Genomic DNA, 26,914 nt, shown 5'->3' with positions numbered 1-26,914 from the left:
GCGATGGGTGCTTACGGCGTCCCCCTCACGGATTGCTTTCGCTGGACCCAGCCGCCTTCACTTCGACATCAGGTAATCGGCCACCGCCTGATAGGCCGGCAGCGAGGTCGGATCGATGAAACCGTTCTGTGCCCGCGGGAACGAGGCCAGCCGCACCAGAACCATCTCGGCCGTCGGATCGACATAGATCGTCTGCCCATGCACGCCGCGCGCGGCATAGGCGCCGTTGTCGTTGTGGAACACCCACCACTGGCTCGTGTAGCTGCCGTTCGGAATAGTCGCGAAGCCGTGGAATTTCGACGGATCGCCGCCTGCCGCGATCTTCTCGACCACCGCTTGCGGGAAAAGCCGCTCGCCGTTGATCTCGCCGCCGTTCAGCATCAGCATCCCCAGCCGCCCCAGGTCACGCAACCCCGCGGTCACACCTCCGCCGGCAAAAGGCACACCCTTGCCATCGACCGTCTGATAGGCGTCCTGCTCGGCGCCCATCGGCCGCCACAGCCGTTCCGAGGCGAGCTCGGTCACCGCCTTGCCGGTCACCCGGCTGATCATCCAGCCCAGCATGTCGGAATTGATCGTCTTGTAGTGGAAGGCGTCGCCATGATTGCCCTCGGGCTTGACCTGCTGCAAGTATTCCCAGTATCCGTCGGGCCCGTCATAACCCTCGGGCTTGGGCAGCGGGCTGGCGGCGCGGGAATAGACCCAGATATCGGCATTGGGGTCCGAGTAGTTCTCGGAATACTGAACCCCCGTGGTCATATCCATCACCTGCCGCACCGTGGCGCTGGCAAAGGCGCTCTCGCCGATCTCTGGGATCACGTCGCGCACCAGCAGGCTGTCATCCAGCACCCCATCGGCCACCAGGATCTCGCCCAGAAGGCCGGTGATCGACTTCGTCATCGACATGATGGCGTGCTTGCCGTCCTCTTCGAGACAGCCAAAGTAGCGTTCATAGACAACCTGCCCCTTGTGCAGGATCAGCATGCCGTCGGTGTAGTTGGCGTAAAGCGAGTCTTCCCAGGTCATCGGCTCGGTGCCGCCGATGGGCATGAAGGTCAGAGCATCGATCTCGCGCGCCATTTGGGCGAATTCGGCGGGCGTCGGATAGTCCAGCGCAACCGGCGCGCCGAGGCCGCGGCTGATTTCCTCGGTGGGTAGGAACTCGCGCAGGTGGCAGACCGACCAGCGCAGCTTCGGAAAGCTGAAATAGTTCGAATCCGGCTGCGTGATCAGCTTGTCGGCCGGCGGTGGAAACCCTTCCATCCAGCCCAGAACCGTCGGATCGGACTCGGCCGCCGACAGCGGCTTGCCCTGCGCCATCGCACCGCCTGGCAAGGCCAGCACGGCAACGAACCCGGCCGCCAACGCGGTCGCCTTAGAAATTGAAAACGACATTCACAAATCCTCCCGTCCAGTTTGGCACGCTTCCGCCAACGGCCCCGGTGATCCCGGTGCCGGGTTTCGACAGGCTCACGCCCGCCGTCAGAAACGTGTTGCGGTTGATGATGCGGCTGTATTCGAGAAAGAAATCATCCGCAAGATGCGCGCCCGTCACGCCCGAAATCACCAAAGGTACCCCGTTCGCCAGCACCACCCGGGTGCCTTGCCCGAACTGAATCGGGCTCAGAAGCTCGTTGGCGCGGATATGGGCATAGCGGAAGGTGATCGTGTCCTTCGGCGACGGTTTCAGCCGCAGCGTCAGGTTATGGGCTTTCACGTTGGAATTGATGAACACCATCGACGATTTCGATCCCGTCGCCCAGGAACTGGGCGAGCCCTCGTAGTAGAGCGGGTCGAACCGTTCCAGCCGCGCGGTATTGGGATCGTCACCCGAAAAGGTCTGGAAACCATAGCTCAAGGTCGGCGACCACGGCAGATCGGTGAAAGTATAGCCCGCTTGCACCCGCCCGGCCCAAGCCCTGAGGTTGACCCGGTCGTTCCATTGATACGCCATGTCGAGCGCGAAGAACGCATTCTCGAACCCGCCGCCCAGCTTGCCGGTGCGGCCGTAGTAGCTCAGTGCATTGGTGCCCTCGCGCGCGCCCGGCAGGATCGTCGGCGCGCCGATACCGCCCGCGGCGGCCTGCACATAGGGCGATCCGGATTTCAGAACCTTCACAAAGGTCAGGCCCTGATATCCGCCGCCTGCGCCGTCAAAGCGCAGGTCAAGGCCGGCCAGTCGGTTGTCATTGTCGCTCGACGGGTTTTCGTTCGGGTCGATATAGAACATGGTCCCGGTGAACCCGCCCTGCGACAGCTTGGCAATCGCCGCCATCTCCCACGCCTTGCGCGGCCCGAATTTCAGTGCCCCGCGCTCGAACCCGCTCGATCCGCCGTTGGCGATCAGCATCCCGGTGCCGAGCTTCAGCTCGCGTGGACCGAGCGAGAAATCGAACCGTGTCCCGTTCGCCGATGTCGTGCGATACCCCAGATAGGCCTCTTCCAGCGTCGCCCGCCCGGTGTCGCCGGCGGCATAGGCATCGGTGCCCATTGTGTAAGACACCACCCCCGACAGCTTGCCATAGAATACGTCGCCGCCATCCAGCAAGTTCTCGAAACTCAGTCCCGGCTTGATGTAGAACTCGGCCCAGTTCGTATCCGAGTCATAGCCCGATCCCGGCGCGGCTGTATCGGCGAAGTTCCAGAACAGGTTGCCTTCGCTCACCAGGTTGATACCGCCCTGGAAATGCGACCGTACCGTCAGGCCATCGCCCTGCCACACCACCATCCTGTCCTGCGATTGCGCCGGTGTTCCGAACACGGCACACAGACAGAGGGCGCTGAAAAGTCGCGTCGAGATACCCACCATTCCGTTTCTGATCTGCAGTCAAACTAACAACTACGCGAGAAGTCCCGGTCTGGATCAGTTTCCGGCGCTCTCCATTTTACGGCTCGCGATCACCTCTTCCAGCCAGCCCAGTTTCATCTCCGGAACCGAGCTCAGCAGCAGGTCGGTGTAGTCGTCGAACGGTGGGCTCAGCACCTCACTTTTCGAGCCGTAGCGCACGACCCGGCCCTGGTACATCACGGCAATGGAATCCGCGATCGCCTTCACCGTCGCCAGGTCATGGGTGATGAATAAATAGGCGACATCCTCTATTTTTTGCAGGTTCAGCAGCAGTTTCAGAATGCCGTCCGCCACCAGCGGATCGAGCGCGCTCGTGACCTCGTCGCAGATGATCATTTTCGGTTTCGCCGCCAGCGCCCGGGCGATGCAGACCCGCTGCTTCTGCCCGCCCGACAATTCCGCCGGATAGCGATCGATGAACTCGACCCCCATCTCGATCTCGTCGAGAAGCTCGATCACCCGCTTGCGCCGTTCCGCGCCCTTCAGACCGAAATAGAATTCCAGCGGCCGGCCAATGATCGTGCCCACCGTCTGCCGCGGGTTCATCGCCACATCTGCCATCTGATAGATCATCTGCAGCTCGCGCAGGTCCTCCTTCGAACGGCTGGGCAGATCCGGCGACAGCGTCCGCCCGGCAAATTCGATCCGTCCTTCGCGCGGCGGCAACAACCCGGTGATCACCCGCGCCAGCGTCGACTTGCCGGAACCGCTTTCGCCGACCACGGCCAGGGTCTGGCCCGGGTGCAGCTCGACGCTGACATCGCTCAGCACGTCGAACTTGGTGCCCTTGTAGCGCGCCTTGATATTCTCGACCTTCAGCACCGGCTCCGGGGTCGGCGGTTTTTCCTTGTGGTCGATCGACCGGACCGACACCAGCGCGCGGGTATAGTCCTCCTGCGGCGCTTCGATGATCTGCTGGACGGGGCCATACTCCACCATGTCGCCCATCTTCAGCACCATGATGTCGTCGGAAACCTGCGCCACCACCGCCAGGTCATGGGTGATATAGAGCGCCGCCACGCCGGTATCGCGGATCGCCTCCTTGATCGCCATCAGCACGTCGATCTGGGTCGTCACGTCCAGCGCCGTGGTGGGTTCGTCGAACACCACCATGTCCGGTTCCGGGCACAGTGCCAGCGCGGTCATGCACCTTTGCAACTGCCCTCCCGACACCTGGTGCGGATAGCGGTTGCCGATCGTCTCCGGTTCGGGCAGGCCCAGCTTGGCAAACAACTCCACCGCCCGCCGCTCGGCCTCCTTGCGCGAAAACTTACCCTTCTCGACACTCGCCTCGACCACCTGGTCCATGATCTTCTTAGCCGGATTGAAACTCGCCGCCGCCGACTGGCTGACATATGTCACCTCAAGCCCGCGCAGACGCCGCACGTCCTTGCGGGATGCGTTGAGGATCTCGCGGCCATTCAGCCAGACCTCGCCACCGGTGATTTTCACCCCGCCGCGCCCGTACGCCATGGTCGCCAACCCGATGGTCGACTTGCCGGCCCCGGATTCGCCAATCAGACCCAGCACCTTGCCGCCTTCCAGGTCGAAATCGACACCGTGGACGATCTCGATGTCATGCGGCCTCTCGTTCGGCGGATAGACGGTGGCCCCGATCTTCAAGCCACGGACTTTCAGAAGCTTGTCTTCGCTCATCCCCGCCCCCCTTTCAGGCTGGTGGTGCGGTTTAGGATCCAGTCGGCCACCAGGTTGACGGAAATCGCCAGCGTGGCAATCGCCACTGCCGGCCACAGCGCCGCGCCGATGCCATAGACGATCCCGTCCTTGTTTTCTTTCACGATGCCGCCCCAGTCGGCCATCGGTGGCTGCACGCCCAGGCCAAGGAACGAAAGCGTCGAAATGAACAGCACCATGAAGATGAAGCGCAGCCCCATCTCGGCCACCAGCGGCGACAGCGCGTTGGGCAGGATCTCTCGGAAGATGATCCAGCTGCGGCCTTCACCGCGCAGTTTCGCGGCCTCGACGTAATCCATCACGTTGATGTCCACCGCCACGGCCCGGGCCAGCCGGAACACCCGGGTGCTGTCCAGAAACCCCATCACCACGATCAGCACCGGCACTGTCACCGGAGTGACCGACAGGATCACCAGCGCCAGGATCAGCGACGGGATCGACATCACCAGATCGACAAACCGCGACAGCGCCTGGTCGGCCCAACCGCCCAGCACGGCGGCCAGGAACCCCAGCACCGAACCGGTGGAAAAGCTCAGGATCGTCGCCGCCGTGGCGATGAAGATCGTCGTCTGCCCGCCATAGATCATCCGGGTCAGCAGGTCGCGCCCGATATTGTCGGTCCCCAGCCAATGCTTGGACGACGCAGGCTCCCAGACCCCGCCCACGACCTCGGCCATGCCATAGGGCGCGATCCACTGTGCGAAGATCGCCACGAAGAAATAGATTGTGGTGAAAAACAGCCCGACGGCCGCCGCGAAAGGAATGTTCTTGATCATTTCGGGTGCCTCAATCTCGGGTTGGACAAGATCGAAATGATATCGGCCAGCATGTTGAGCCCGATATAGACCGCGGCGAAGATCAGGCCGCAGGCCTGCACCACCGGCAGGTCACGCTTGCTGACGTGATCGACCAGGTATTGGCCCATGCCGGGATAGGTAAAGACCACCTCGACCACGACGACACCCACCACCAGGTACGCGAGGTTCAGCATCACCACGTTGACCACCGGCGCGATCGAGTTGGGAAAGGCGTGCCGCCAGATGATCTTGAACATCGTCAGGCCCTTCAGCTCGGCCGTCTCGACATAGGCTGACTGCATCACGTTGAGAATCGCGGCGCGCGTCATCCGCATCATGTGCGCCAGCACCACCAGCGTCAGCACCGCAACCGGCAGCGCGATGGCGTTCAGCTTCTCGCCCAGGCTCATCGAGTCATAGATCGTCGACACGGTCGGCGCCCAGCCCAGTTTCACGCCGACGAAATACATCAGAACGTAACCGATCAGGAATTCCGGGATCGAAATCGTCGACAGCGTCACCGCCGAGATCAGCTTGTCCGGCCAGCGGTCGCGGTAACGTACCGCCAGCAGGCCGAGGAAAATCGCCAGCGGCACCGAGATCACCGCCGCCCAGAAGGCCAGGAACAGCGTATTCCCAAGCCGCGTGCCCAGCGCCTCGGCAATATCCATGCCGTTGGTCAGCGCGGTGCCCAGGTCGCCGGTCAAAACCCCGCCCAGCCAGTCGAAATAGCGGGTCAACGCCGGCTCGTTCAGCCCCAGCTCCTCGCGCAGGTTGGCCAGCGCCTCGGGCGTGGCCGACTGGCCCAGGATCGATTGCGCCACGTCCCCGGGCAAGATCAGCGTGCCGACGAAGATCAGGATCGACACAAGAAAAAGCAGCAGGACGCCCAGCGCAAGGCGCTGGGCAACAAGTTTTAACGCGGGCCCCATGTCAGGCGGCGACCCACATCTTGATCGGAGCGTAATAGTTCATCAGGCCAAAGCCCGCCGACTCGCCCCAGCCCGCGACACGGTCGGTCGAAGCATCGAGGAAGTCGTTGAACATCGGGCAGATCAACCCGCCTTCGTTGTGCAGGATCATGCCCATATCGGCATACATCTGCTTGCGCTTGGCTTCATCCAGCTCGGCCCGCGCCGCAATGAGCAGCTGGTCGAATTTCTCGTTCTTGAACCGGGTGTCGTTCCAGTCTGCCGTCGACAGGTAGGCCGTCGAATACATCTGGTCCTGAACCGGGCGGCCGCTCCAGTAGCTGGTGCAGAACGGCTGCTTGTTCCACACTTCCGACCAGTAGCCGTCATTGGGCTCGCGCTTGACTTCAAGCGGAATGCCCGCCTGTGCCAGCGATTGCTGGAACAGCGCCGCCGCGTCAGGCGCGCTCGGGAACGAGTTGTCGGAGGTGCGCAGCAAAACAGGGTCCGTTCGGCCCGACTTCTTCCAATGATGCGCGGCTTTTTCAGGGTCGTACTCGCGCTGCGGCATTTCCGTGAACAGCGGGTAGGAGGCGTTGATCGGCGTGTCGTTGCCCACCGAGCCGTAGCCGAAGAGGATCTTGTCGACCATCTCCTGACGGTTCATGCCCCATTTCAGCGCCAGCATCACATCGTTGTCCGAGAACGGATCCGTATCGCGGTGCGCGATGAACACGTAATGGCCCGGGCCCGACGCCTTGTGCACCGTGATGTTCGGTGCCCGGTCGACCAGGCTCGCCGTGCGCGGCGGCACGCGGTTGATAATGTCCACCTGACCCGACTGAAGCGCAGCCACGCGCGCCGTGTCGTCGTTGATCACGATCAGCTCGATGGTGCCTGCATTACCGCCATCTCTCCAGTAGCTCTCGTTCTTCTCGAACACGAAGCGCACACCCGGCTCGGCCGATTTGAGTACATACGGCCCGGTGCCGACAGCCGCCGTCGGATCGTCATTGCCCCCATTCGGCTGAATGAGCAGGTGATAATCCGTCATCAGGTAAGGCAGGTCAGCGTTGGGCTGCTCCAGCTCGATGATAAAGCTGTCGCCCTCGACTTTCATCGAGGCGATGCCGCGCATGATGCCCAGCGCACCGGACTTGGTCTCGTCCCCCGAATGGCGCTCCATCGTGGCCAGTACATCGTCTGCCGTCATCGTCTTGCCGTTCGAGAACGTCACACCCGACCGAATTTTGAAGGTCCAAACCTTTGCGTCCGGCGAGGACGAGTAGCTCTCGGCCAGAACCGGTTCGATCGTGTTGCCCACTGCAAGCTCCAGCAATGGTTCACCCCACATGCGCGTAACCAGCGTCTGGCCCTGGTTGGCCGACAGGGCCGGATCAAGGCTGTCAGCCGAACCGCTGCCATTCACACCCACCTTGATGGTGCCGCCATTCTGCGGCCCGGCGGCCTGCACCGCGTCGGCCAGAAGCATGTTCGCCATACCCGCCGTCAGGCCCAGCGCCGCCGTGCGGCCAAAAAACTCCCGGCGCGACATCCGCCCCATCGCCGCGCGCACCTTCAGATAGTCAAGCTGATCTTTTCGATCTGTCATCATCTTCTCCCTGATGTGTTTTCTCCGAAAGGCCGTTCATCAGCCCTGCGTTATTGATTGTCGGATCAAGAAAACCGTATCCGCCCCCGTGCTTCAAGGCATTTCTTGACCGAAACCCCGGACACGGCCTCAGACCCCGTCGCGCGGGATGGTCTCGGCCACGTCTTTCTCGAACACCAGTACGTCGTTTTCGTAGGCTTCCAACCGGGCCTTGAGAAAGAAATTTTCCCGGTCCGCCCGCATCTCGGCATGGGTCTCGGTCCTGATCCGGATCTCGCCGCGCTGCATCTCCTCGGTCCAGTGGGTGATGCCTCTGGCGCGCAACGGATCGTCGGGATGGATCTCCCAGCGCTCGCGCGCCTTGCCGCCGGTGATCAGCCCATGCCCCAGATCGCGCCGCTTGCCGAAATCGTCCTCGATGATCAGGCTGACGATACCGGTGCCCATGTCGCGTTCGATCCTGCGGCTGTTGGCGGCCTCGCGCAGGGTTTCCACCTCCCACGGGGATTCGGCCTCAGGCGGCGGGAATCCGCGTTCATCGACCCCAACCGACTCCCGTTCCGGCATATCCAGCCAGCCACCTGTCACCGTCAAAACACCGGCTTCCGGCGCAGGCCAAACAAGCGGCCAGTAGGCGTTTGAAACCGCCACGCGGATACGATGGCCTTCTGGCACGACATAGGCGATGTGATCCAACTTAACGCGGATCTCGACCTCCTCGCCGGGCACCAATTCTGTCGGGCTATCATGGCCGCCACGGTGGGTCAGGTTCAGCACCCCATAAGTAATCCGCGTACTCGCCCCATCCGGATGCACATGATTGAGCCGCACCGCGACCTGCCCTTGCACCGCTTCGGAGCGGAGTCGCAACACAGCTTCTGGCGACCCTGTAATCGGCATTTCCTCGGCCAATGGGGCACTGTCCCAACAAGCAGATTTTGCATCGTCGGCGCGCTGATCTCCCGGCATCTCCGGCCCCAGCCAGATCGCACAATATTCACCGCCTTCCATACCGGTATCAGCAGGGCTCATGATTTGGGTTTCAAAACGTTCGCCGCGCGGTCCCAGGGCACCGCCTTCTTCAAGATGATACCGAACGCAACCGACCAGCCCGGTCACATGATCAATCCACCGGCCCGGTCTTTCGGCATACCACGTCTTGGGCCGCACCCCGTCCATGACATAGAGGCTCAGGTCAGGGTCATCCTCGACACCGCTGTCAATGCCCTTGAGCCATTTGTCCCACCAGCGCAGCGCCTCCTGCAAAAACCCGATCCTCGGTTCGGGTACCGCGAAATGCGGGTATTTGTGCACCCAGGGCCCGACGATGCCCTTGGCTCCAGGCAGGTTCTCGACAATTTGCGGGACTGCGTTCTTATAGGCATCGCCCCAGCCCCCGACCGCCAGGACCTTGGCTTTCAACGCCGAATAATCCTCGCAGATCGAGCCATGCTTCCAATAGGCATCCCGGGTTTGATGTCCCAGCCAGACAACCGGCAGAAACGGCTCCGCCTCTAGCCGCTGCATCCACATCTCGCGCCAGTCGGGGCGCAATGCGGGATCGGGCGGGCGGCTGGAATAGGCCCACATCGTCGAGCCCCAACCGAGATTTTCATTCAGCAGACAGCCACCCTTGTAATGAATATCATCGGCATAACGATCCACGGTCGAACACAGCGTGATTACCGCCTTCAACGGCTCCGGGTTCAGCGCCGCCACCTGCAAGCCATTGAAGCCGCCCCAGCTGATCCCCATCATGCCGACTTTGCCGCTGCACCATGGCTGCGCCGCCAGCCAGTTGATCACCTCGACCGCGTCCGACAGCTCCTGCGCGGTATACTCGTCCTCCATCAGCCCTTCGCTGTCGCCATTGCCACGCATGTCGACCCGCACGCAGGCATAGCCGCGCTTGGCAAGATACGGGTGGGTCAGCGCATCGCGGGCGCACGTCCCGTCACGCTTGCGATACGGCAGATACTCAAGAATGACCGGCACCGGGTCGTCCCCGGCATCGACCGGCCGCCAGACCCGCGCCGACAACCGGCAACCGTCGCTCAGGACGATGCCCTGATCCTCGATCTCCTCGATCTCGCGTAAATTCGCCATGGCCCCTCCCTAGGTCACAGCTGCACCCTCCCGGCGCCCGGACGCCAAGTCAAGCGGGGCTCCCCGCTTTCTTCTTTCCCATAATACTCCGGAGGTTTGGGAGCAGAGCTCCCGAGGCTCAATCCAGATCGACCGCACTCAGATCGTTGAGCAGATCGAGAAGCTGGTCCATCCGCTCGCGCCCATAACGCTCCTCCAGCCTTGCGAAGATGATGTTGCTCTCCGGTGCCGCCGCGGCCAGCAGCGCCCGCCCCTCGTCGGTGATGTCGAGCAGCACCTTGCGTCGGTCGCTGGGGTGATCGGTGCGCGAAATCAGCCCCTTCTTTTCCAGAAGCTGCATGATCCGCGTCAGCGACGGGTTCAGCAGGCAGGCCGCGCTGGCAAGGTCCTTGGGATCGGTGGTGCCGCGCTCGTCCAGCACCCGCAGCACCCGCCATTGCTGCTCGGTCACGCCGGCCTTGTTCAGCATCTGGCGAATAGGCGCCATCATGGTCTCGCGCGCCCGCAGCATCGCTATCGGCAGCGACCGCGATGTCGACGGCAATTCAGTCCGCTTGGTCATGGTTCCTGTCTCTCCGATTTTCCCGGCACGGGCAAGACCGCCCAACGCCGCAGCCTTTATGCAGGCCAGCTTTGGTCCGGACGTCAGCCGGGCACCCTGTCACTGAGCCGATCCCGCCGCACGGCCTGTTAACCCGAGAATTACCGACTCCTTATCCCACCGCGCGCCAGACAGGCCGCCAGCCAGCCTGCCAGCCGGACTGCCATACCAGCGATGTTCCAAGCCGCGGCCACGTTAACCCATCGGGACGACGCCTTAACCTATCCCTCAGACACCCCGGCTTCGGCAAATGTCGCCATGCCGGAATGGCAGGCGATCGCGCCTTGCAGCACGCCGATCGCCAGCGCCGCGCCCGAGCCTTCGCCCAACCGCATATCGAGCTGCAGAAGTGGCTCTTTTCCCAGCTTTTCCAGAAGCTTGCCATGCGCCGCCTCGGCACTCCTGTGGCCCGCCACGGCATGATCCAGAGCCCCCGGCACGGCGCGGTCCAGGCACGCGGCGGCAGCACAGCAGATGAACCCGTCGAGGATCACCGGAATCCGCTCGACCCGCGCCCGAGCCATCGCTCCTGCCATCGCCGCCAACTCGCGCCCGCCAAGACAGCGCAATATCTCGAGACCATCGCCTAGCGCGTTGGAATTACGAGAAAGTCCGTCGCGCACCACCTTTGCCTTCAGGACCAGCCCGGCGTCGTCCACGCCGGTGCCTCGGCCAACCCAGTCCTCGGCGTTCCCACCGAACAACGCGCAGGCCACGGCGGCAGCGCTGGTGGTGTTGCCGATCCCCATCTCGCCGGTGGCCAGCAGTCCGGCCTGCGCATCCACCGCATCCCAACCCGTTGCGATTGCATGTAGAAACTCCGCCTCATCCATCGCCGGCCCGGCAGTGAAATCGGCTGTCGGCCGGTCCAGCGCCAGCGCATACACATCCATTTGCGCGCCGAATACCTGCGCCAACTGATTGATCGCCGCCCCGCCGGCTTGGAAGTTCAGCACCATCTGTTCGGTGACATCCGCCGGAAAGGCCGAAACCCCCTGCGCCGTCACCCCGTGATTTCCCGCAAAAACAATCACCTGCGGCCGCTCCAGCCGGGGCCGCGCCTGGCCGCGCCAGCCGGCATACCAGATCGCCAGTTCCTCCAGCCGTCCCAACGCGCCCGGCGGCTTGGTCAGCTGCACGTTGCGCACCTTGGCCGCGGACCGCGCCGAATCGTCAGCGCGCGGTGCCTTTTGCAATTGCTCACGGAACTGCCCTAGAGTCTTGAAATCAGACATCGAAATCCCCGTTGATCTGGTCTTGGCCCCCGTGTTTAACGAATTGACCCCGCCCCACAAGGCCGCAAAGAGACAGACCCATGCACGAAAGCGACCGCCTTTTTCGTCCCGATGATTTCCCCGCCGCGCTGGCGCTGCTCAGCCGCTGGCCACTGCGCATACCCGAGCGCGCGCTCGCCCGCGGTGCCCGCACCGCCTGGAGTTGGCCGCTGGTCGGACTTGCCCTGGCCGGGCTTGCCGCCCTCACCGCTTGGATCGCGCAAATCCTTGGAATTCCCGAAGAAATTTCCGCTCTTCTGGCCTTGACGACATTGGTGGTTCTGACCGGCGCGCTGCACGAGGATGGGTTGGCCGATACCGCCGATGGGTTCTGGGGCGGCTTCGAGACCACTCGGCGGCTCGAGATCATGCGCGACAGCCGAATCGGCAGCTATGGCGTGCTGGCTTTGGTTTTGTCGCTGTTGCTGCGCGGCGCCGGACTCATCGCACTGTCCGATCATCTGTTCGCGGCGCTGGTCGTGCCGGCGGCAACCTCGCGTGCGGCCATGGCCTACGTGATGGACACCCTGCCCGGCGTCCGCCCCGACGGGCTGTCACACACCACCGGTCTCCCCGGCGCCGATGCCCTGCGCGCAGCGCTGTTGATCGCAGCGGTCATCGCCCTGCTGTTCGCCGGCTGGGCCGGGATCTGGGCGATTGTCGCCGCAGCGGCAGCCTGCGTTCTCGTTGCCAACCTCGCCCTTGCCAAGGTCGGCGGCCAGACCGGCGATGTCCTCGGCGCCACCCAGCAAATCACTGAAATCGCAGCGCTTCTCGCCCTCACCGCCACCCTCTGACTCACGAGGCCGCACAGCATCCGACGCAAGCAAAAAAAAACCGCGCCCTTCCGGGCGCGGCATTTCCTGGCTCTTTCCGGCAGTTACCGTCAGGCGGCCCGGCTCAGCAATACCTCGTCGACCTGCTTGGCCGCCGCGGCTTCGTCACCGTCGGCAACGGCTGCCACTTCGCGAGTCAGCCGCTCCAGCGCCGCCTCGTAGAGCTGGCGCTCGGAATAGCTCTGCTCGCGCTGGTCGTCGTTGCGGTGCAGGTCGCGCACCACTTCGGCAATCGCGATCAGGTCGCCCGAGTTGATCTTCTGTTCGTATTCCTGCGCCCGGCGCGACCACATCGCGCGCTTGACCTTGGCCTTGCCCTTCAGCGTCTTCATCGCCTGGCTCACCACGTCGGGACTCGACAGGCTGCGCATACCGATCTCGGTCGCCTTGTTGGTCGGCACCCGCAGGGTCATCTTGTCTTTCTCGAACGAGATCACGAAAAGTTCGAGCTCGAAGCCCGCCACTTCCTGTTTCTCGATCGAAACGATCTGCCCTACACCATGGGCCGGATACACAACGTAGTCATTCGGACGAAACTCCGATTTTTTCGCTTTGCTCATGCAATTTTTTCCTCAGCATCGCATCCCGGAACCCGACCTTTCCTTACATCGACACGTTACCGGCAGCGGACTAGCTAGCCCACCGCACGGATTGGTTTGTCGCAAATAAAACCACCCACGGAACGGCTGCTCGTATGGATGGCTTCAGGCAAGATTCCTCATTTCATTTATAAATATAACACAAATCACGGCTCTTTCAAAGTGCCGCGGCAACAGTCGGACTGATTAGCCCGTGTTTAGGCAGGGTTACGAGGCGCAGCCTTTCTTCGCCCGTGCCGAATCAGCCGCCCTCGCCAGGGTTTTCCGAGAAATATTTGTCCAGCTTGCCGGTTTCCCCGTCGCGGTCCTCGGCCTCGGGCATCGGGTCTTTCTTCGAGATGATCACCGGCCACATTTCAGAGTACTTCCGGTTGAACTCGACCCATTTGTCCATGTCCGGCTCGGTGTCGGGCCGGATCGCGTCGGCCGGGCATTCCGGCTCGCAGACGCCGCAATCGATGCATTCGTCGGGATGGATCACCAGCATGTTCTCGCCTTCGTAAAAGCAATCCACCGGGCACACTTCCACGCAGTCAGTGTATTTGCAGGCGATGCAGTTATCGATCACGACATAAGTCATATCGGGAATCCATCATTATCGGCGTTCCGCACTAGCTAATTGAGTCATCCCGATCATTCAAGCACCTGTCTTGTCGCGGGGTTCACATTCCCGGCTCACCTTTTTTCAACGCCTCCATGGCCCGTCTGTCGCGCTTGGTCGGGCGCTCACCGCCACCGCGCGGACGCGATGAGTTTGCCCCTGGACCGGGTGTGGGCGTGAGGTCTTCATAGAGCGCCTGTGCCTCGTTTGCCGGGCCGCGGCGGGTGCCGGCCGACAGGATCCGCACGACCCGGATCACGCGCGCCTGCGGGAAAGTCAGAACATCCCCCGGTGCCACCGACTGAGCCGGTTTCGCCACCTTGGCACCGTTCACCCTGACGTGACCGCCGCTGACCACCTTCGCGGCCAGCCCGCGCGTCTTGAAAAAGCGCGCGTACCACAGCCACTTGTCGAGGCGGATCTTTCCGGAAGCCTCTGCCAAGCCTCAGCTCTTGTCTTTCAATCCCATCAGCGCGGCGGCAAAGGGATTGTCAGGGTCGATCTTGTCCTTCTTCGGCGGCCTCGCCTCGAATTTCCGAGCACCCTGCGGCTTGCCCTGATCGCGGCGCGGCTTGCCCTTGCGCCCCTTGGCGGCCCCCTTCGGCTTGCCCTGACCGCGCGATCGATCTCCTCCCTCGCGACGCGGGCCGCCACCGCGGCGCGCGCCCCGCTGCCCGCCCCAGGTGAACGAATAGAACACCTCGATCTCCGGCCCGGTCTCCTCCGCGTCACTGTCGACCGCGGCAGGCTCCGGCGCAGGTTGCTCAACCGCTTCGGGCATTGGCTCCGGCGCGGCCTCAGGTGCCGGCTCCGGCGTCGCTTCGGTTACAGGTTTCGTCGCCTCTCCAGACGCCACGGCGGGTTGCTCGGCACCGGCTTCCTTCGGCGGGGCGGCCTCCACCTCTTCCGCAGGCTCCGGGCGCATCTTCTCGCGCTCGCCTTTTTCGGCACGGTAGCCCAGACCTTGCATCAACTCGGCGAACTGCTCGAGCGTCATACCGGTGATCGACAGCATGTCGGGATTAGCCTCGAAGCCTTTGCGGCTGTCCTCCGCGCGCAGCAGGTCGGCCAGCCGCTCCAGCATGTCGATCCGGATCGCCCGCTCGCCGGCAGAGCGGTAGCCGCTCATCGCGTCGACGCCGGGCGTGTCCTCCTTCGGCGTTGGAACTGTTACCAGGCCCGGCGGCGGCGCCTCGGGAAAATTGTCGAGCCCCCGCGCCAGCGACCACAACACCAGCCGCAACCGGGTCGGCGCGGGTTTCAGCAGGAGCGGCATGAAGATGGTGAACTGCCCGAACCGCACGCCGTGCTTGCGCAACAGGCCGCGGGCATCCTGGTCCAGCACCTTCACATCCTCAGCCACCGCTTCGCGCGGGATGATCCCGAAATTCTCGACCAGCCGGAAGGCAAAACCGCGCGCCAGCCCGGTCAGCATCTCGTCACGGCTCATGTTGAGAAGCGGTTCGAACAGGGTCGCGACTTTTCGGTCGATGAAATGCTGCAGCCGGCGCGTGACCTTCTGCACCACGTCGTCGCCGGCCTCTTCATCGACAAAGGCCTGCACGGTGGGTTTCATCGGATCGGCCCCGGCCACCAGCTTGCCGACGGCGCTTTCGCCCCACATCAGCCCGCCCTGTTCGGTGAAATCGATCTCGGTATCGGGCGCGTTATAGAACCGGTCCGCCCGCAGGCTGAAATGCGGTCTCAAGGCCTGCATCCCCGCCTGTTGCAGCGTCTTGGCTTCCTGCCCGCCGCCGCTCTTGTCGACCGCGAACCGGAACCCCTCCAGACGGCCGACCACATGGCCTTCGACCGTCACTTCACCCTTGTCGTTCACTTCGGCCACCAAGGCCTCCTTCTGCTTGAGCCGGCGCAACAGCACGCTGGTGCGCCGGTCCACGAATCTTTGCGTCAATGCGTCGTGCAACGCATCCGACAGGCGATCTTCTACCGCGCGGGTTTCACCGCGCCAATGCTCTTCATCGCGCAGCCAGCCCTTTCGCTGCGCGACATAGGTCCAAGTGCGGATATAGGCCAGACGTTTCGACAATGTGTCTATGTCGCCCTGCACTTTGTCGATTCTTTGAACCTGCCGCGCGAACCAGTCCTCGTGAATTTGCCCGGATTCGTGCAGAAAGTGAAACACTTGCGTCAGAAGCCCGGCATGTTCGGCATGGCTGATGCCGCGGAAATCCGGGATTCGGCAGACATTCCACAACAATTTGACCGAGGCCGCGTCCGACGCCCGCGCAGAGGTTTCGACGTCTTCCGCCAAAGCCTTCAGCGCCATCAGGTCGTCCGCCTCGCGGGCCTTGAGAAACCATTCATTCTGCGGTTTTTCCTCCAGCGAACGGATCAGCGCGTCGAGCCGCCCGAACTGCAGCGCCGAGTTGCGCCATTGCAGCTTGCGGATCGGGGTGAAGCTGTGTTCGACGATGGCCTCGGCGACTTCCGGCGGCAGATCCATCGCCTCTCCCGTGACGCCGAAAGTGCCATCACTCATCCCACGGCCGGCGCGACCGGCGATCTGTGCCAACTCGTTCGGCGCCAGCGGCCGCATCCGTCTCCCGTCGAATTTCGTCAGCGACGAAAAGGCGACGTGATCAATATCGAGGTTCAGCCCCATGCCGATCGCATCAGTGGCCACCAGGAAATCGACCTCGCCCGACTGATACATCTCGACCTGGGCGTTGCGGGTGCGCGGGGACAGCGCCCCCATCACCACCGCCGCCCCACCACGCTGACGGCGTAAAAGCTCGGCAATGGCATAGACACTATCGACCGAGAAACCGACAATAGCCGAACGCGGCTTCATCCGGCTTATCTTCTTGGGGCCGGTATAAGACAGTTCGCTCATTCGCTCCCGGCCGACGAAGATCACCCCCGGCACCAGCGCCCGGATCGGCCCGCGCATCGTGTCGGCGCCCAGGAACACCGTCTCGTGCAGCCCCCGCGCATGCAGCAGCCGGTCGGTGAAGACATGGCCGCGCTCGGGATCGGCACAGAGCTGGACCTCGTCCACCGCGACGAAATCGGCCCCCATGCCCTCGGGCATCGCCTCGACGGTGCAGACCCAGTATTGCGCCCGCTCCGGCACGATCCGCTCTTCCCCCGTGACCAGCGCCACCACCGAAGGCCCGCGCGCCTTGACGATCTTGTCGTAGACTTCGCGCGCCAGAAGCCGCAGAGGCAACCCGATGATGCCTGTGCGATAACCGAGCATCCGCTCGATGGCATAGTGCGTCTTGCCGGTATTCGTGGGCCCGAGGACCGCAACGACCCGCCCGTCTGCGCTCATGACCTTTCCCCGGGGATTTGGGGCCTCAGAGTTCGACGCCGTTCACGTCACCCTCGAGCCGTTTCAGAAGTTGCTGTGCCTCTTCATGGTGCGGATGCAGGTCCAGCACAAGCCGATAGGCGTCATAGGCGCGCTCGGGGCGGCCGATCTGCTCTAAAATCGTGCCCAGCCCGAAAATCGCATCATAGTGCCTCGGGTCGAGCACAAGAGCGCGTTCAAGATCGTGCAGCGCCGGGCCGATCATGCCGGCCAGCGCAAAGGCCTGGCCGCGATTGTACCAGCCCGAGGCGAAATCCGGCGCATGGTCGGTCAGCGCGGTCAGATGCTCGATCGCCACCGCATAGTCCTCCGCCTCCAGCGCCTCGACCCCACGCTTGAAAAGCAGGTCCATCGCCGGCGAGCCCGACTTGGCCCATTCCAGCTCGATTTCGCGCTCGATACGGGCTGCATCCACTGCGTCGGCGGTCTGCAACCGCTGGAGCAGCTCGTCCAGCGTTACCGGGCCGGCTGCCAGGGGCAGGGAAAAGCCAACTGTCGCGGCGATTGCCGCGACGATAGGTTTGAGATTGGACCGAAACACGCTCATAGTGCATCCGAGTTTAACGCCTGTCCGCGAGGAATGTCATCCCCGGACGAAGACCAGAAAGGGATACCCCATGAGCGACGTGATCGACGCAGCAGTCAACACCCTCAATGAAAAACTCGGCGGCGGCGGATTCGACGGCTCCGCGAAATTCGTGATCGAAGGCGAAGGCGCGATCGTGCTGGATTCGGAGGGCGCCCGCGCCGGGGACGAGCCCGCCGATGTAACGCTGACCGCCGAGGCTGACGTCTTCCAATCCATGATGGAAGGCGATCTGAACCCGACGGCGGCTTTTATGTCTGGCAAGCTCAGCGTCGATGGCGACATGGGTCTCGCCATGAAGCTGGGTGCCGTTCTCGGCTAAGCCATGGAAAGTGCGCCGTTTTTCGATGCTGCTGCCGACGGGCCCGAGGATGGGGCGGCTCACTGGCTGATGGCCGAGGATGGCGTGCGCATCCGCATCGGGGTGTGGAATCGACCGGCCCCGGACGGCACCGTCCTGCTGTTTCCCGGCCGCACCGAATATGTCGAGAAATACGGCCGTACCGCCCGCCTGCTGGCCGATCGTGGATTGGCCACCGTTTCGATTGACTGGCGCGGACAGGGGCTGGCAGATCGGTTGATCGAGGATCCGATTGCCGGCCATGTTCACTGGTTTCCCGACTATCAAAAAGACGTGAAGGCGGTGATCGCGGCGATCCGCGAGATGGGCCTGCCGGAACCCTACTACCTGATTGCCCATTCGATGGGCGGTTGCATCGGCCTTCGCGCGCTTCACGAGGACCTGCCGGTCCGGGCTGCCTGCTTTACCGGCCCGATGTGGGGGATCAAGATGTCGCCCTCGACCCGTCCTGCCGCCTGGGCACTCGCCTGGGGCGGCAAGCTTCTGGGGCTGGGGCATGTTTATGCGCCCGGGACCGGCGCCATCGGCTATGTCGCCACGGCACCGTTCGAGGATAACCTGCTTACACGGGACCCCGGCATGTGGCAGTACATGAAGGACCACCTCGAAGCCCATCCCGAACTGTTGCTAGGCGGCCCTTCATTGCGCTGGCTTCACGAGGCGTTGCGCGAATGCCGCGAACTCGACCGGATGCCGTCGCCGGCGCACCCCGCCATCACCTTTCTCGGCACAAACGAGCGGATCGTCGACGCCGGCCGTATCCATTCCCGCATGGCCCGCTGGCCGGACGGCCGGCTCGAACTGATCGACGCCGGCGAACATGAGGTGTTGATGGATACTCCCGAAACTCAGGCGCGTATCCTCGACACAATGCAGGCTTTCTTCGCCGAACAACCCGTCGAGACTGCCATCGGCGTCTGACGCTGCCCGCCGGTCCAGCCCGGCGGTACTGAACACGCGGCGATCTCAACAGCCTGTCTCTCACCGCGATGCCCCCTTGAGCCCTAGCGCCACCCGGCTTATCTCTGCCGGAACCCGCAACAGGAAAGGCGCCTTTCATGCTCACCCTCCCCTTCCCCGTCTTTGACGCCAACGCCAGTGCCGGAGGAAAGGACCTGGGCGACCTGCCCGAATGGGACCTCACAGATCTCTATACCGGCGAAGACGCAGCAGAATTGCAGCGCGATCTCGAGTGGTTCGAGAAAGAAGCCCAGGCCTTCGCCGCCGATTACGAGGGCAAGCTCACCTCGCTGTCGGCGGCCGAGCTGCTTACCTCGATCCAGCGCTCGGAAAAGATGGACAACATCGCCGGCCGCATCATGTCCTTCGCCGGGCTGCTCTACTATCAACTGACCACCGACGCCGCTCGCGCCAAGTTCATGTCCGATATGCAGGAGCGCATCATCAACGCCTCGTCGGCGCTGGTATTCTACTGGCTGGAGTTCAACCAGATCACCGACGACGCCTATGCCGCGATGATTGCGGAGAATGCCGATCTTGCCCGCTACAGATCGGTGCTCGACCGCCGCCGTGCCCTGCGCCCCTACCAGCTCTCCGACGAACTCGAGAAATTCCTGCATGACCTCGGCGCCGTCGGTGACGCCTGGGAGAAGCTTTTCGATGAAACCATCGCCGGGCTGGAATTCACCGTCGACGGCGAATCCTACAACATCGAAGGCACCACCAATTTCATGACCGACCCCGATCGCGGCAAGCGCGAGGCGGCGGCGCGTGAACTGGCGCGGGTGTTTCAGGACAACATCAAGACCTTCTCCCGCGTGCACAACACGCTGGCCAAGGAAAAGGAAATCATCGACCGCTGGCGCAAGATGCCGACCGCGCAAACCGCCCGGCACCTCTCCAATGACGTCGAGCCCGAGGTGGTCGAGGCGCTGCGCGATGCTGTCGTCGCGGCCTACCCGAAACTGTCGCACCGCTATTACGAGCTCAAACGCAAATGGCTGGGACTTGATGCGATGCAGGTCTGGGACCGTAACGCGCCACTGCCGATCGAAGACCCCCGCATTGTCGGCTGGGACGAGGCGCGCGATACGGTGATGGGCGCCTATGCCGGGTTCGACCCGCGCATGGCCGAGATCGCCGCGCCGTTCTTCGACAAGGGCTGGATCGACGCCGCCGTGAAACCCGGCAAGGCGCCGGGCGCCTTCGCCCACCCGACGGTGACCAACGTGCATCCGTACGTGATGCTGAACTATCTCGGCAAACCGCGCGACGTGATGACGCTGGCGCATGAACTCGGTCATGGTGTGCATCAGGTGCTGGCCGCCGGTCAGGGCGAAATGTTGTCGTCCACACCGTTGACGCTGGCCGAAACCGCCTCGGTCTTCGGCGAGATGCTGACCTTCCGCAAGATGCTCGACGGCGCCAAGACCGACACCCAGCGCAAGGTGCTGCTTGCCGGCAAGGTCGAGGACATGATCAACACCGTGGTTCGCCAGATCGCGTTCTACGATTTCGAATGCAAACTCCACGCCGCGCGGCGGGGCGGTGAACAGACGCCCGACGACATCAACGCCATCTGGATGAGCGTGCAGGCCGAAAGTCTCGGGCCGGCGTTCGAATACATGGACGGCTACGAGACCTTCTGGTCCTACATCCCGCACTTCATCCACTCGCCGTTCTACGTCTACGCCTATGCCTTCGGCGACGGGCTGGTGAACGCACTCTACGCGGTTTACGAGGAACAACCCACAGGCTTCCAGGACAAGTATTTCGATATGCTGAAGGCCGGCGGCTCCAAACATCACAAAGAGCTTTTGGCGCCCTTCGGCCTCGATGCGTCCGACCCGAAATTCTGGGACAAGGGTCTCGGTATGATCGCCGGTTTCATCGACCAGTTGGAGGCGATGGAGGACTAACGCTCCCCATCAGCCTGTCGCCCGAATCTGGAGCTTGCGTTCCGGTTCCTGATCGGGCGCACCCCGTTTCCTTTTAGGCCACGGCCTGCGATAAGGAGTCCATACTCTATCTCCAGCGGATCGCGTCATGAATGCTCGCCTACTGATCGGCCTCTACCTCGCCGTTGTGCTGCTGCCGCTGGTGCTGAGCGCCCTCGGCGCCCGTCCGCCACGCAGCGTCGCCGATGAGCTCGCTGCCGGAGCCGGCATGCTCGCCTATGCCATTCTGCTCACGGAATTCCTGCTGTCGGGCCGCTTTCGCACCGTTTCGCGTCAAATCGGCATCGACATCACCATGCGGTTTCACCAGTTGCTGGCCCGCAGCGCCGTGGTGCTGGCGCTGCTGCATCCTTTTGGCTATCGCAACCCGTCAATGGGGTTTGACCTGTCAGCGCTGGCCACAGGTATTATCGCCTGGGCGCTCTTGGCACTGCTTTTCCTGATGGCAATCTTTCGCGACAGGTCCGACCTGCGCCATGAAAGCTGGCGCCTGCTGCACGGGATCGGCGCGGCGGTCATCGCGGGATTGGTGCTGCACCACGTGCTTTACGCCGGCAGCTTGGCGCAGGATCCGGTTCTCGCGGCGCTGTGGATTGGTCTGTTCGCCGTCGCGGTCCTGTCCCTGGTCTTCATCTATGCGATCAAACCGGTGCTCAAACGGTTGCGCCCCTGGCAAGTCGACAGCGTGCGCCAGATCGCCGAGCGCACCTGGGAGCTGACACTCGCGCCACGGGGGCATGCCGGTCTGCGCTACCGGTCTGGACAATTCGCCTGGATCAGCGTCGGCCGCTCTGCCATATCGCTCAACGACAACCCGTTTTCGATCGCCTCGGCTCCGGGTTCGGGCGACCGGTTACAATTCGTCATCAAAGAGTTGGGGGATTTCACCCGCACGCTTGGGCAGATCGCACCGGGCACACGCGCCGATGTCGACGGGCCGCACGGCAACATGGTGATCACCGGGCGCGACGCCCCGGGCATCGCGATGATCGCCGGCGGCGTTGGTATCGCGCCGATTCTGAGCATCCTGCGGCAGTTGCGGCTGGAGGACGACCTGCGGCCCACGTTGCTGCTCTATGGCAACCGCAATGCAGACCAGATCGTCTATCGCGACGAACTGGACACGCTTGCCCGTGAGCACGGCACTCGTGTCGTTCACGCGCTTTATGAACCACCCGAAGACTGGGACGGCTATCACGGCATGTGCGATGCCGCGCTGATCCGTAAGGTTGTGACCCAACCGGAGATGCGGCAATGGCTCTATATTCTGTGCGGACCGCCGGCGATGATGGACTCGGCCGAACGGACGCTGATCAACCTCGGCGTGCCGGCGCTCAATATCATTTCCGAAAGGTTCAAGTATGATTAAGCGTCTGGCAAATCTCCCGGCCCTCAAACGTCAAACGGTCGTGTTCCGGGCTCTCAATCTCGTACTGGCGCTCGGTCTTGTCGCTTTCGCGCTGCGCGGCTGGTTCTAGCAACAGGTCGTTGCGACCCGCGGTCTTTGCCGGCCACGATGCAGTCCGTTTGACCTGACCGGTCGCAGTCCCCTTTGTCGTCATCATAGTCAAACGGACAATTGCGATGACCATCAATTTCAAACACGCGGCCAGTCTCGCCGCAGCACTCCTGATCACGCCCGCCGCAGTCGCACAGGATCCCGCCTTGCCCGCGCCTGACGCGTTCGCCCCCCTGTCAGACCGGCACCCTGTCGGATTGAAAAAGGTCGAACCTTTCTTAGCCGATATCTGGACCATGCAACACAAGGCCGGTGTCGCGAAATCGCCGCAGGGGATCATGCCTTTCCCCGGTGATCCCGAAGTCCACCAGTTCCAGTTCATTCACAACGGCACGAACCTGGTTTCGATCAGTCCGAAAGTGGCTAAGGAACTTGTCTTCGAATGGGTCGAAGAACCCCGCTGGCGGTTCAACGCGGTGTCCGATGGCACCCGCGTCTTCCCCCCCGAATTCGACGACAACGAATTGGCCACCGTGCTCGGCTGCGATCTGAGCAAAGCCCCGCGCCTCAAGGCGCAGGCGACCGTTTCCGGGCCGAACGGTGCACCGATGCATTTCACCTATCGCCTCGCCGTGGTGAACCGCGACGCGATGTATGGCGCGACGCAGCTGCAGAGTACCGCACAGGGCGTGCCCGTGACCATCGCGCGCCCGGTCACGGTGTCCCGCGTCAAGACCGACTGAGCGCGGAGGCACCAAATGTAACACCTGTTTTCCGCCCTTCTGTTCGCCACCCTGCCCGGCTTCGCCACCGCCCAGGACAGTCGGGCCGTCACCACGCCGGCAGGCGAGATCACGCATGACAACCCCTCGGCCAGGGTGCTCAGCGCGCGCAGTGACCTTTGGCAATTCCGTGCAGGCGATTTCAACATCCGCCTGCATCCTCGCTTCGCAGACGGCGCCAACGAAACCAATCAAATCTGGTGCAACAACACCTCGATCACCCCGCGCCTTTCGGTGAATGGCAAATCCGGGCGCGTCGACCGTGACCCGGCCGATCCACCCGTCGGCCGCGCCCTGCGCACCACGTTCACGGACAGCCGCGTCGCAGGACGGTTCGACCTCGAGCACCGACTACTTCACCGACGCCCTCGTCGCCATGATGGACTGCCATTCAACGTCACCGGAGAATTCGACATCGACCGCGCGGACGAGAGGCCGGCGGCCCGCCGCGCTCGACGGGTTCTTCATCTGACCGGAAATATCCCGGGGGTGTGGGGGCAGCGCCCCCACGTTTCGCGGCCCGGCGCCGCGCGGTCGCACTCACCTCACTTCAACTGGCTGTCCTTCGAACCGCGCCTGTTGATCCCGCCGCGCGCCTTGTAAGTGCCGTCGCGCTCCTTCTGGCAATCGATGCACAGTTTCACACCGGGGATGGCCTGCCGCCGCTTTTCCGGAATCTCCTCGCCGCATTCAGCACATTCGGTCAGGCTCTCGCCCACCGGTGTCTTGCGAATTTTCAGGCGTGCCAGTTCATCCTTGATCGACGCCTCGATCTGTTCGCTCACCGCGCCGTCCTTCGCCCAGCCTCCGGCCATGATCCGCTCCCTTCACAAACCCGCACCAGCTTACGCCCGCCTTCGCGTCCGTTCAAATCACGAAGCGTCCCTACGGAACGCGCAGGCCTGTCGTCAGATCCCGCCCCAGGAACACGAACTCGTCGAGCACCGTCCTCCCGGTGCGCAATTGACGGTCCAGTCCGCGCAACAGAACGATTGCCTTGGCCGACGAAAACGGCACGTTGTGCCCGCCCAAAGCGGCATCGTCAAATCCCGATATATCGATCACCGTCACATTCAGACCTTCGACTTCCTCCGGTCCCTTGATCCGTCCCAGCCGCGCCTTGCGACCAGTCAACAGTCCCGACAAGCTGAGCACCCGGTCGCTCTGTGAAGTCATGATGATGAACGGCTGCGGCAGCTTGCCGATCGCGGCGGCCTGCTGACGGAAGACATCCGGATCGATGTCCGGCGACATCAGGATCACCCCTTCCAGCGCACCATAGAGGTGGCGGTCGCCGGTCAGCGCGATTTGCCGCAACGACTCCATCGCCAGGTAGCTGCCCATCGAATGCGCCACCAGCAGGATACGCTTCTGACCCGACCGGTTCAGATCGCGCAGAAGCTGCACGAAGCCATCGCGAGCGAACATCACGCTGTCCCGGTCATAGACATAGCCGCGCGGGTCACCCGCCGACGGCCAAGAAAACAGCAGCGCCGGTTCCTCGAGGGCGAAATCGTGCCGGATCTGTGCCAGGCGGAAGGCCGCGTCTTCCAGCGTGTTGTTGTAACCGTGCACGAACAACAACAGCCCGCCGTCACCGGCCCGGGCACGGCGTAGAGCCGAGGTCAGCGCCGGCGCGCCATTCATCGCCTCGATTCCCACCGGCGCGAAATAGCGGCGCGGATCGGCGAGCCCCGACGTCCGCTCAAGATGACCCAGTTCGTGATCCGGCGGGATCGAGACATCCACCGCCGCGTAATTCATCACCGGATTGCGATTTTCTCCGAAAATCTGGCCTATCTGGCTGGCGGTGCGCTGGGTTGCGACGAAGACGCGCTGAACCGTGGCCTCGGGTACAGGCTGCGAAAACCCGGTCACCGCCGGGCGTGTGCAAGCCGCCAGCAGAACGGCCAGGCATCCGACAAGCAGGCTCAGGTGACGCGTGCGCAACATGGGACCGATAAGACCACAAGTGCCGCGTTCTGCCCACACCTCAGTTGCAGTTCAAAGCCCGATCGAGGCTTTCGGGACCGCCATAGGCGCCCAGCCGCCGGGCCTGCGCACTCTGCCCGTCCCACCGGATGGCAATCACGTCACGCCAGTCTGCGTCGGCCAGGATCATCTCGAGACCCCGGCCGCAATCGCGGATCCCGCCAGGAATGAAATCCCAGCCGATCCGATGGTTGGTCAGCCCCGGAAGATCGGCGACCAGATGCAGCGCTTCCCCGTCAAACCGCCAGATCCGAAGGACTTTACGAAGATGTGGCCGATCGACATAGGCGATCTCGATCTTGCCGTCGCCGTCAAGGTCCGCAGCTCCCACCGGCGCCAGCCAGCGATGGCTCTGCCCGATGAACGGCGTGGCCGCGACCAGACCCGCGATGCCATAGATCGCCAGCCGCGCGCCTTTCCGCAGGTCGCTTTCAACGACCACTACCGCGGCACCGCCGGGCAGGATGCGCGGGGCAATGTCTTCGAAAACGCGGGACTCGGCCAGGCGGAGAACATATCGTCGACCGGCCACGGTCAACTCCAGCGCGCCCCATTCCACGGCGTCACCCAAAACCGCGTGATCGTACCGGGTGGTCGGCTCGAGATAGCGGGCTGCGGTGATCACGTCCGCGGCCGCCAAAGGCGCCGCCGTGAAAAGCGCCGCAAGGCACGCGAAGAGGTGCCCTGCCGCGCGCCGCATCAGATCTGCTTTTCGGGCATATGCACGATTAGTCCGTCCAGATCGTCGGTCACCTTGATCTGGCAGGTCAGGCGCGAGCGCTCCGGATCGGGTTCATAGGCGAAATCCAGCATGTCCGCCTCCATGTCCTCCTTGGGCGGCATCTTGGCCACCCAGGCCGCGTCGACATAGACGTGACAGGTCGAACAGGCGCAGGCGCCACCACAATCGGCCTCGATGCCGGGAATGTTGTTGTCGCGCGCACCTTCCATCACCGTCAGGCCATTGGCCACGTCCACGGTATGCTCGGTGCCGCCAAACTCGATATAGGTGATCTTCGCCATGTCGCCGCTGGGCTCCCCTCTGAAATCGTCCGGGATGTTCTAGCGAAGCCGCCATCCGGTCGCCAGCCCCATTTGCGATGTATCCCCGCGGTCTTGCGCGAATCCACAAATGTTCTATTTTTGTTCACATGCCTGATCCATCGCCCTCGACACAGCATTCTCCGCTTCGCCCGCCCGCCTGCCTGCCCGCAAGCCATCTCTCTACCCGGCTCAACGGCCAGCGCATCACCGTGGCCGGGATCGTCATCCTGCGCCAGCGGCCCGGCACCGCCAAGGGGGTGATCTTTCTCACGCTCGAAGATGAAACCGGCATCGTCAACGTGATCGTCTGGCGCGCGCTCTACGAACGGTTCCGCCGCGCGGTGATCGCCGGGCGCTGTCTGCGGGTGACGGGGCGGTTGCAATGCGAGAACGGGGTCATGCATCTCATTGCCGAGCGGATCGAGGACATCTCGCCCCTTCTCGACCGCCTGCTCGCGCTCGAACAGAGCGGTCCCGACGGCCGACATGACGGCACACTTTCCCAAAACGTACAAACCGGGTAAACTGTTGCCAAAGAAAACACAGGCAGAGCAG

The 26,914-nt window shown here is 63.2% G+C and carries 25 protein-coding genes; 7 read left to right on the top strand and 18 right to left on the bottom strand.

Features of this window, described 5'->3' with window-relative positions; all coding sequences use genetic code 11:
• Positions 1 to 57 precede the first annotated feature (57 nt).
• The 9 genes from NO357_RS14390 to cobT form a co-directional block, all read right to left on the bottom strand.
• The gene (locus NO357_RS14390; protein ID WP_306736390.1) at positions 58 to 1,395 is read right to left on the bottom strand and encodes a serine hydrolase domain-containing protein; all 1,338 of its coding nucleotides are present in this window, start codon (positions 1,393 to 1,395) and stop codon (positions 58 to 60) included.
• Positions 1,376 to 2,728, bottom strand: coding sequence for an alginate export family protein (locus NO357_RS14385; RefSeq protein ID WP_306736389.1), 1,353 nt, complete (start codon positions 2,726 to 2,728; stop codon positions 1,376 to 1,378). The genes NO357_RS14390 and NO357_RS14385 overlap by 20 nt, the downstream gene beginning before the upstream one ends.
• A 135-nt stretch (positions 2,729 to 2,863) precedes the next feature.
• Positions 2,864 to 4,504 carry an ABC transporter ATP-binding protein gene (locus NO357_RS14380; protein ID WP_306736388.1) on the bottom strand — a complete coding sequence of 547 codons (1,641 nt, stop codon included), beginning with the start codon at positions 4,502 to 4,504 and terminating at the stop codon, positions 2,864 to 2,866.
• Complete coding sequence (locus NO357_RS14375) at positions 4,501 to 5,316, bottom strand: ABC transporter permease (RefSeq protein ID WP_306736533.1); 816 nt, start codon at positions 5,314 to 5,316, stop codon at positions 4,501 to 4,503. The genes NO357_RS14380 and NO357_RS14375 overlap by 4 nt, the downstream gene beginning before the upstream one ends.
• A complete protein-coding gene (locus tag NO357_RS14370) occupies positions 5,316 to 6,272 on the bottom strand; it encodes an ABC transporter permease (protein ID WP_306736387.1) in 957 nt (318 codons plus the stop codon). Before NO357_RS14370 ends, NO357_RS14375 begins: the two co-directional genes overlap by 1 nt.
• 1 nt (position 6,273) lies before the next feature.
• Positions 6,274 to 7,863 (bottom strand): ABC transporter substrate-binding protein, encoded by a 1,590-nt coding sequence (locus NO357_RS14365; protein WP_306736386.1) that lies wholly within the window; start codon positions 7,861 to 7,863, stop codon positions 6,274 to 6,276.
• A gap of 129 nt (positions 7,864 to 7,992) precedes the next feature.
• Positions 7,993 to 9,969 (bottom strand): CocE/NonD family hydrolase, encoded by a 1,977-nt coding sequence (locus tag NO357_RS14360; protein ID WP_306736385.1) that lies wholly within the window; start codon positions 9,967 to 9,969, stop codon positions 7,993 to 7,995.
• A 118-nt stretch (positions 9,970 to 10,087) separates the two neighbouring features.
• Positions 10,088 to 10,531: a homoprotocatechuate degradation operon regulator HpaR gene (gene hpaR / locus NO357_RS14355; protein WP_306736384.1), complete on the bottom strand. Its 444-nt coding sequence runs from the start codon at positions 10,529 to 10,531 to the stop codon at positions 10,088 to 10,090.
• A gap of 260 nt (positions 10,532 to 10,791) precedes the next feature.
• Entirely contained in the window at positions 10,792 to 11,805 is a 1,014-nt protein-coding gene (gene cobT / locus NO357_RS14350) for a nicotinate-nucleotide--dimethylbenzimidazole phosphoribosyltransferase (protein WP_306736383.1), read from the bottom strand.
• 80 nt (positions 11,806 to 11,885) lie between these two features.
• On the opposite strand from cobT, the gene cobS reads away from it, so the two are divergent.
• A complete protein-coding gene (cobS, locus tag NO357_RS14345) occupies positions 11,886 to 12,641 on the top strand; it encodes an adenosylcobinamide-GDP ribazoletransferase (RefSeq protein ID WP_306736382.1) in 756 nt (251 codons plus the stop codon).
• 89 nt (positions 12,642 to 12,730) lie between these two features.
• Here the strand turns inward: cobS and NO357_RS14340 are convergent, their stop codons facing one another.
• The 5 genes from NO357_RS14340 to NO357_RS14320 all read right to left on the bottom strand — a co-directional run bounded on the left by NO357_RS14340 (position 12,731) and on the right by NO357_RS14320 (position 17,764).
• Positions 12,731 to 13,240, bottom strand: a complete 510-nt coding sequence (locus NO357_RS14340; RefSeq protein ID WP_306736381.1) for a CarD family transcriptional regulator — start codon at positions 13,238 to 13,240, stop codon at positions 12,731 to 12,733.
• 280 nt (positions 13,241 to 13,520) lie between these two features.
• On the bottom strand, positions 13,521 to 13,859 hold the full coding sequence (gene fdxA, locus NO357_RS14335) for a ferredoxin FdxA (RefSeq protein ID WP_306736380.1): 339 nt from the start codon (positions 13,857 to 13,859) through the stop codon (positions 13,521 to 13,523).
• An 82-nt stretch (positions 13,860 to 13,941) separates the two neighbouring features.
• The gene (locus NO357_RS14330; RefSeq protein WP_306736379.1) at positions 13,942 to 14,322 is read right to left on the bottom strand and encodes an Hsp15 family ribosome-associated heat shock protein; all 381 of its coding nucleotides are present in this window, start codon (positions 14,320 to 14,322) and stop codon (positions 13,942 to 13,944) included.
• A 3-nt stretch (positions 14,323 to 14,325) separates the two neighbouring features.
• Positions 14,326 to 17,178: a helicase-related protein gene (locus NO357_RS14325; RefSeq protein ID WP_306736378.1), complete on the bottom strand. Its 2,853-nt coding sequence runs from the start codon at positions 17,176 to 17,178 to the stop codon at positions 14,326 to 14,328.
• A gap of 25 nt (positions 17,179 to 17,203) precedes the next feature.
• Complete coding sequence (locus NO357_RS14320; protein ID WP_306736377.1) at positions 17,204 to 17,764, bottom strand: tetratricopeptide repeat protein; 561 nt, start codon at positions 17,762 to 17,764, stop codon at positions 17,204 to 17,206.
• Positions 17,765 to 17,834: 70 nt separating this feature from the next.
• Here NO357_RS14320 and NO357_RS14315 point away from each other — a divergent pair, with 70 nt between their 5' ends.
• The 5 genes from NO357_RS14315 to NO357_RS14295 all read left to right on the top strand — a co-directional run bounded on the left by NO357_RS14315 (position 17,835) and on the right by NO357_RS14295 (position 23,284).
• Entirely contained in the window at positions 17,835 to 18,125 is a 291-nt protein-coding gene (locus NO357_RS14315) for an SCP2 sterol-binding domain-containing protein (protein WP_306736376.1), read from the top strand.
• 3 nt (positions 18,126 to 18,128) lie between these two features.
• Positions 18,129 to 19,085: an alpha/beta fold hydrolase gene (locus NO357_RS14310; RefSeq protein WP_306736375.1), complete on the top strand. Its 957-nt coding sequence runs from the start codon at positions 18,129 to 18,131 to the stop codon at positions 19,083 to 19,085.
• A gap of 137 nt (positions 19,086 to 19,222) precedes the next feature.
• Positions 19,223 to 21,043 carry a M3 family oligoendopeptidase gene (locus tag NO357_RS14305; protein WP_306736374.1) on the top strand — a complete coding sequence of 607 codons (1,821 nt, stop codon included), beginning with the start codon at positions 19,223 to 19,225 and terminating at the stop codon, positions 21,041 to 21,043.
• 127 nt (positions 21,044 to 21,170) lie between these two features.
• Positions 21,171 to 22,451: a ferredoxin reductase family protein gene (locus tag NO357_RS14300; protein ID WP_306736373.1), complete on the top strand. Its 1,281-nt coding sequence runs from the start codon at positions 21,171 to 21,173 to the stop codon at positions 22,449 to 22,451.
• Between the two features lie 215 nt (positions 22,452 to 22,666).
• The gene (locus NO357_RS14295) at positions 22,667 to 23,284 is read left to right on the top strand and encodes a hypothetical protein (protein ID WP_306736372.1); all 618 of its coding nucleotides are present in this window, start codon (positions 22,667 to 22,669) and stop codon (positions 23,282 to 23,284) included.
• Between the two features lie 584 nt (positions 23,285 to 23,868).
• Here the strand turns inward: NO357_RS14295 and NO357_RS14290 are convergent.
• The 4 genes from NO357_RS14290 to NO357_RS14275 form a co-directional block, all read right to left on the bottom strand.
• Positions 23,869 to 24,138, bottom strand: coding sequence for a DksA/TraR family C4-type zinc finger protein (locus NO357_RS14290; protein ID WP_306736371.1), 270 nt, complete (start codon positions 24,136 to 24,138; stop codon positions 23,869 to 23,871).
• A gap of 70 nt (positions 24,139 to 24,208) precedes the next feature.
• The gene (locus NO357_RS14285; RefSeq protein ID WP_306736370.1) at positions 24,209 to 25,276 is read right to left on the bottom strand and encodes an alpha/beta hydrolase; all 1,068 of its coding nucleotides are present in this window, start codon (positions 25,274 to 25,276) and stop codon (positions 24,209 to 24,211) included.
• Between the two features lie 40 nt (positions 25,277 to 25,316).
• Positions 25,317 to 26,015 (bottom strand): VCBS repeat-containing protein, encoded by a 699-nt coding sequence (locus NO357_RS14280; protein WP_306736369.1) that lies wholly within the window; start codon positions 26,013 to 26,015, stop codon positions 25,317 to 25,319.
• Positions 26,015 to 26,338: a 2Fe-2S iron-sulfur cluster-binding protein gene (locus NO357_RS14275; protein ID WP_306736368.1), complete on the bottom strand. Its 324-nt coding sequence runs from the start codon at positions 26,336 to 26,338 to the stop codon at positions 26,015 to 26,017. Before NO357_RS14275 ends, NO357_RS14280 begins: the two co-directional genes overlap by 1 nt.
• Before the next feature lie 128 nt (positions 26,339 to 26,466).
• Here NO357_RS14275 and NO357_RS14270 point away from each other — a divergent pair, with 128 nt between their 5' ends.
• The gene (locus NO357_RS14270; protein WP_306736367.1) at positions 26,467 to 26,883 is read left to right on the top strand and encodes an OB-fold nucleic acid binding domain-containing protein; all 417 of its coding nucleotides are present in this window, start codon (positions 26,467 to 26,469) and stop codon (positions 26,881 to 26,883) included.
• The last annotated feature ends 31 nt before the right edge of the window (positions 26,884 to 26,914 follow it).

The sequence above is a fragment of the Marimonas arenosa genome, from assembly GCF_030848945.1.
GTDB classification, from domain to species: domain Bacteria; phylum Pseudomonadota; class Alphaproteobacteria; order Rhodobacterales; family Rhodobacteraceae; genus Marimonas; species Marimonas arenosa.
This window is presented reverse-complemented; position numbering and strand designations above follow the sequence as displayed.

Coding starts and splice junctions, on each gene's coding strand:
- NO357_RS14285 (WP_306736370.1), bottom strand. CDS start 25,276: ATGTTGCGCACGCGTCACCTGAGCCTGCTTGTCGGATGCCTGGCCGTT.
- NO357_RS14270 (WP_306736367.1), top strand. CDS start 26,467: ATGCCTGATCCATCGCCCTCGACACAGCATTCTCCGCTTCGCCCGCCC.
- NO357_RS14305 (WP_306736374.1), top strand. CDS start 19,223: ATGCTCACCCTCCCCTTCCCCGTCTTTGACGCCAACGCCAGTGCCGGA.
- NO357_RS14300 (WP_306736373.1), top strand. CDS start 21,171: ATGAATGCTCGCCTACTGATCGGCCTCTACCTCGCCGTTGTGCTGCTG.
- NO357_RS14325 (WP_306736378.1), bottom strand. CDS start 17,178: ATGAGCGCAGACGGGCGGGTCGTTGCGGTCCTCGGGCCCACGAATACC.
- NO357_RS14295 (WP_306736372.1), top strand. CDS start 22,667: ATGACCATCAATTTCAAACACGCGGCCAGTCTCGCCGCAGCACTCCTG.
- NO357_RS14340 (WP_306736381.1), bottom strand. CDS start 13,240: ATGAGCAAAGCGAAAAAATCGGAGTTTCGTCCGAATGACTACGTTGTG.
- NO357_RS14320 (WP_306736377.1), bottom strand. CDS start 17,764: ATGAGCGTGTTTCGGTCCAATCTCAAACCTATCGTCGCGGCAATCGCC.
- NO357_RS14315 (WP_306736376.1), top strand. CDS start 17,835: ATGAGCGACGTGATCGACGCAGCAGTCAACACCCTCAATGAAAAACTC.
- NO357_RS14360 (WP_306736385.1), bottom strand. CDS start 9,969: ATGGCGAATTTACGCGAGATCGAGGAGATCGAGGATCAGGGCATCGTC.
- NO357_RS14310 (WP_306736375.1), top strand. CDS start 18,129: ATGGAAAGTGCGCCGTTTTTCGATGCTGCTGCCGACGGGCCCGAGGAT.
- NO357_RS14380 (WP_306736388.1), bottom strand. CDS start 4,504: ATGAGCGAAGACAAGCTTCTGAAAGTCCGTGGCTTGAAGATCGGGGCC.
- cobT (WP_306736383.1), bottom strand. CDS start 11,805: ATGTCTGATTTCAAGACTCTAGGGCAGTTCCGTGAGCAATTGCAAAAG.
- NO357_RS14290 (WP_306736371.1), bottom strand. CDS start 24,138: ATGGCCGGAGGCTGGGCGAAGGACGGCGCGGTGAGCGAACAGATCGAG.
- NO357_RS14280 (WP_306736369.1), bottom strand. CDS start 26,015: ATGCGGCGCGCGGCAGGGCACCTCTTCGCGTGCCTTGCGGCGCTTTTC.
- NO357_RS14390 (WP_306736390.1), bottom strand. CDS start 1,395: ATGTCGTTTTCAATTTCTAAGGCGACCGCGTTGGCGGCCGGGTTCGTT.
- NO357_RS14385 (WP_306736389.1), bottom strand. CDS start 2,728: ATGGTGGTGTGGCAGGGCGATGGCCTGACGGTACGGTCGCATTTCCAG.
- hpaR (WP_306736384.1), bottom strand. CDS start 10,531: ATGACCAAGCGGACTGAATTGCCGTCGACATCGCGGTCGCTGCCGATA.
- fdxA (WP_306736380.1), bottom strand. CDS start 13,859: ATGACTTATGTCGTGATCGATAACTGCATCGCCTGCAAATACACTGAC.
- NO357_RS14370 (WP_306736387.1), bottom strand. CDS start 6,272: ATGGGGCCCGCGTTAAAACTTGTTGCCCAGCGCCTTGCGCTGGGCGTC.
- NO357_RS14275 (WP_306736368.1), bottom strand. CDS start 26,338: ATGGCGAAGATCACCTATATCGAGTTTGGCGGCACCGAGCATACCGTG.
- cobS (WP_306736382.1), top strand. CDS start 11,886: ATGCACGAAAGCGACCGCCTTTTTCGTCCCGATGATTTCCCCGCCGCG.
- NO357_RS14365 (WP_306736386.1), bottom strand. CDS start 7,863: ATGACAGATCGAAAAGATCAGCTTGACTATCTGAAGGTGCGCGCGGCG.